This window comes from Streptococcus sp. NLN76 (assembly GCF_015686645.1).
In the GTDB taxonomy this organism is placed as follows: domain Bacteria; phylum Bacillota; class Bacilli; order Lactobacillales; family Streptococcaceae; genus Streptococcus.
On sequence record NZ_JADPMS010000083.1, the window covers coordinates 1 to 2,866 of the forward strand.

The following is a 2,866-nucleotide window of genomic DNA, read 5'->3' on the forward strand; positions in this document are numbered from 1 at the left end:
TCACTGATGAGTCAGGTAAGCCAGTTGAAGTAACAGTTAAAGATGTGACTCCAGAGGGTGCGATTGATACAAACAAACCTGGAAATTACACAGGTAAGGTAGAGATCACTTATCCAGATGGCAGCAAAGAAGTTGTGGATGTACCGGTAACAATTGTAGATCCACGTACAGATGCAGATAAGTACACACCAGAAACAACTCCAGAAACTGTAGCCAAAGGTGGCAAAGTAGACTTAACAGATAATGTTAAACCAATTACTGATGAGTCAGGTAAGCCAGTTGAAGTAACAGTTAAAGATGTGACTCCAGAGGGTGCGATTGATACAAACAAACCTGGAAATTACACAGGTAAGGTAGAGATCACATATCCAGATGGCAGCAAGGAAGTTGTGGAAGTACCGGTAACAATTGTAGATCCACGTACAGACGCAGATAAGAACGAGCCGAAAGGTCAAGATCTAACTGTCAACGTAGGTGAGCAACCAAACCCAGGCGACTCTATTTCTAACCTTGAAGACCTTCCAGAAGGTACTAAAGTAGCGTTTGAGAAACCTGTAGATACAACAACCCCAGGTGATAAGAAAGTCACAGTTGTCGTAACCTACCCAGATGGATCTCAAGACAAAGTTGAAGTAACGGTTAAAGTTGTGGACCCACGTACAGACGCAGATAAGAACGAGCCGAAAGTTCAAGACCAATCTGTGAATGTGGGAGAACAACCAGATCCTAACAAGTCTATCTCAAACTTGCCAGACCTTCCAAAAGGAACGAAAGTCGAGTTTGAGAAACCAGTCGATACAACAACTCCAGGTGATAAGAAAGTCACAGTAGTTGTAACCTACCCAGATGGGTCTCAAGACAAGGTTGAAGTAACGGTTAAAGTTGTAGACCCACGTACAGACGCAGATAAGAACACTCCAGTTCCACAAGATCAGTCTGTGAATGTAGGAGAACAACCAGATCCGAACAAGTCTATTTCCAACTTGCCAGAGCTTCCAGCAGGAACGAAGGTTGAGTTTGAGAAACCAGTCGATACAACAACTCCAGGTGATAAGAAAGTCACAGTCGTTGTTACTTACCCAGATGGATCTCAAGATAAGGTTGAAGTAACAATTAAGGTTGTAACCCCAAGCAAACCAGTTACTCCATCTAAACCTGAGAAACCTGTACAACCTGAGGTGAAACCAGAAGTGAAGCCTCAAGTTCAAGTTCCAGGTCAAAAACCTGAAATGAAAGAGTCTAAGACTCAAATGAGCACTCAATCTACAGATCAAGAAACCCTTCCAAATACAGGTGAGGAATCGAATGCAGGTGCTGTAGCTCTTGGTGTCGGAATGCTTCTAAGTACGATCGGTCTTAAAGCAAGACGTCGTCGTGAAGAAGACTAATCGAGATAGCTTAGTCTTCCTTAATTGAAGTGATGAAAAGACTTCCTTTGCTAGTGTTAGAACTGGCTGGGAAGTCTTTTTTGATTTTTGACAGATGATAGGGGATTTGATAGACTGGGAAGAACGAGGAGGAATTCAAGATGCATAAACAGGATTTAAAATGGGCAACTTTGGGGACAGGTGTGATTGCAAATGAATTGGCTCAAGCCCTTGAGTCAAGTGGGAGAAAGCTTTATTCAGTGGCCAATCGGACCTATGATAAAGGAGTTGCGTTTGCTGAGAAGTATGGGATTGAGAAGGTTTATGAGGAGATTGATCAGGTCTTTGAGGATCCCGAGGTAGATATCATCTATATTTCTACACCACATAATACGCACATTCAGTACTTGAGAAAGGCTTTGACGGCGGGTAAGCACGTCTTGTGTGAGAAGTCTATCACCCTCAATAGTCAGGAGCTGGAAGAAGCAATCCAATTGGCGGAGGAGAATCAGGTCATCTTGGGGGAAGCCATGACCATTTACCACATGCCCATTTATGGAGAGTTGCGTCGTCGTGTGGATAGTGGTGAGCTTGGACCTCTGAAGATGATCCAGATGAATTTTGGATCTTATAAAGACTATGACATGACGAACCGATTCTTTAACCGCTCGCTGGCTGGTGGAGCTCTTTTGGACATAGGAGTATATGCGCTTTCATTCGTTCGCTTCTTTATGAGCTCCCAACCGGATCAACTGCTTTCTCAAGTCAAGCTGGCCCCTACCGGTGTAGATGAACAAGTTGGGATTTTGTTAACAAATCCAGAAGGCGAAATGGCAACGGTCGCACTCAGTCTACACGCCAAGCAACCCAAACGAGGGATGTTGGCTTATGATAAGGGCTATATTGAGCTCTATGAGTATCCGCGTGGACAAAAGGCGGTAATCACCTACACTGACGATAATCGCCAGGAAGTTATTGAGCTTGGAGAGACACAAAGTGCTTTGGCCTATGAAGTGGCCGACATGGAAAAGGCAGTGCTCGGTCAGGAGAATAAGATGCACTTGGCCTATACCCGTGATGTTATGTCCCTGATGACCCAGCTCCGTCAAGAATGGGGATTGACTTATCCCGAAGAAGAATAAAAGAGGAATCCACTGGTTGAAAAAACGAGTGGATTTCTTTTATACTCGAAACAGTTCGAAATCTGAAAAGGCAATCCGATGAAGACAGAACTTAGGGTTCGGCGAAGAGGATTATAGTCTTTCAGTTTGCTTTTAGTACAAGGCAGCGAGTCGCAGACAGCTCAAACATACTAAGATTAGTAGTGAGGAAACCTTCGACGGAAGATTTTCTCACTACTTTTTCTTTATGTTAAAGTAGTAGTGTCTTGTTAAGTCGTACTAGATTTTGGCATTTAATGCCGTAGCTCAAACTGGCAAGACACCTGTTTTAGTTAGAATTTTTTCAAAGTATGTTGGACGTTGAACGTCGTGTATTGA

2 protein-coding genes are annotated in these 2,866 nt (G+C 43.5%); both read left to right on the forward strand.

Annotation, left to right across the window (positions count from 1 at the left end):
* The coding region (locus I1A59_RS09245) for a Rib/alpha-like domain-containing protein (RefSeq protein WP_196092470.1) at nt 1-1,388 on the forward strand (1,388 nt) is incomplete at its 5' end.
* A 140-nt stretch (nt 1,389-1,528) separates the two neighbouring features.
* Entirely contained in the window at nt 1,529-2,509 is a 981-nt protein-coding gene (locus I1A59_RS09250; RefSeq protein ID WP_196092471.1) for a Gfo/Idh/MocA family oxidoreductase, read from the forward strand.
* Nucleotides 2,510-2,866: the final 357 nt, after the last annotated feature.

Coding starts and splice junctions, on each gene's coding strand:
- I1A59_RS09250 (WP_196092471.1), top strand. CDS start 1,529: ATGCATAAACAGGATTTAAAATGGGCAACTTTGGGGACAGGTGTGATT.